Genomic DNA, 1,701 nt, shown 5'->3' with positions numbered 1-1,701 from the left:
TTTTTAAATCATAGAAAGCTTTGATGAGGGCTTTTTTGAATGCACGCACCGTATCATTGTTACGCATATAGGTCATGAGTAAAGTTGCTTGTGGTTCATTGAGGATAGCAACTTCTCTCTTTTGACCACCTTTACCGTCTCTTTTACTCACTTGGATTTCAAATCCAAGTGAACCAAACTCTTCAAAATCCTTACGATTATTGCGTACTAACTGTATAACTGTTTTATGCGTATTACCCACACCCTCTGCAATTTTTAAAGAAGTTGTAACAGCAATACCAGCATTGCTGATTGTCACTAAATTGTTCATGATGAACTCCTAATGGTTTTAATGTCTCTATTGACACCCCCAAGGGTGCCGGGCGTTAGAAACACGGCCATTAGTCCGTCGCTATGTCTTCCCCTCGTGAGAAGGTATTGTATAGCATAGCTACACCCGACAAAATCGTTATATGCCAATAATAGCATAAAAGACAATCAGTATTTTAAATGCATGGGAGAGATCTTACGTGACCTATCCGCTAATGGTTTAGTGTTTCTAGCACTTGTGATTCGATTAACATGAGGGTTTATTAGTGTCAATATGCTTTTAAAAAATTATTTTACATATTGTTGTTTTCAAAGGATCGCATTTGAAATGCTACCCTTTACTGTTCACTCGCATTTGAAATGCGAGTGAACCAAAATCCTTATGATTTGCTGTTTTAAAGGGTGCGATTTCAAATCCAACCCTCATTTTTCCCATTCATTTTAATTCACCCCTCATTTAAAGGAGCATAAAGTATGGCAATAGGTTTTCTACACGGTGTTGAAGTCGTTGAAGTTGACGACGGCACCCGCCCCCTTCGCGCGGTTCAGTCTGCCGTTATCGGGATTGTTGGCACGGCGCCCGATGCCGATGACCAAGCATTTCCCCTTAACACACCCGTTTTGGTAACGGGTTCTCTTTCACAAGCCGCTAAACTGGATAAAACGGGTAAGCGTCAAGGCACCCTACCCAATGCCCTTGATCTTATTTTTAAACAAGTAGGAGCAATTGTCGTTGTCGTACGCGTGCACGAGGGTGACAATGAAAATGCAACACTCACCAATGTTCTAGGTGGTGTGAATGCAAATGGCGCTTATGAAGGCGTCCACGCTTTGATTGGCGCACAATCAATTCTTGGACAAACACCACGCATTCTTATTGCCCCAGGTTTTACGCACAAACGCCCTATAAGTCTTAGCAAGATTGATGTGATAAACCAAGGAAGTGGTTACACTCAAGCAACTGTTAAAATTGCCGGCGGTGCACAAGCAGAAGCAATCCTGAAAGATGGAAAAGTAACGTCTGTTGTCATTAAGGACAGTGGCTTTGATTATCAAACCGCCCCAAATGTGACGATTGAAGGAGATGGCACTGGTGCGACAGCCAAAGCCGAAATCAGTACAACCTCTAATCCAGTAGCGGCAGAACTCATTGGCATTGCTGAACGTCTGCGTTCTATTGTGGTGCTTGATGCACCAAACAGCACAGATGAAGCAGCCCTTGCCGCAGCAAAGGATTTTGATTCAAAACGCGCCATTATCATTGACCCTTTTGTAAAGGTGAATCGTGATGGAAAAATTGTAGAACAGCCAGCAAGTGCGGCAGTTGCTGGTGTCATTGCTAAAACTGATTTTACACACGGTTTTTGGCATTCTCCTTCAAACAAAGTGATT

2 protein-coding genes are annotated in these 1,701 nt (G+C 42.6%); one reads left to right on the top strand and one right to left on the bottom strand.

Annotated features, from left to right (window positions below; genetic code table 11):
- On the bottom strand, window positions 1-310 hold a 310-nt coding region (locus tag ACFILT_RS07015; protein ID WP_375679813.1), incomplete at its 3' end, for a Rha family transcriptional regulator.
- A 473-nt stretch (window positions 311-783) separates the two neighbouring features.
- Between ACFILT_RS07015 and ACFILT_RS07010 the strand changes: the two genes are divergently transcribed.
- Window positions 784-1,701 (top strand): phage tail sheath subtilisin-like domain-containing protein (locus ACFILT_RS07010; protein ID WP_375679812.1); only part of this gene is annotated, 918 nt, incomplete at its 3' end.

This window comes from Bartonella sp. AP7XZML, assembly GCF_042195745.1.
GTDB lineage: Bacteria > Pseudomonadota > Alphaproteobacteria > Rhizobiales > Rhizobiaceae > Bartonella.
The sequence above is the reverse complement of the archived record's forward strand: the minus strand, read 5'-3'. Positions and strand labels throughout refer to the sequence as shown.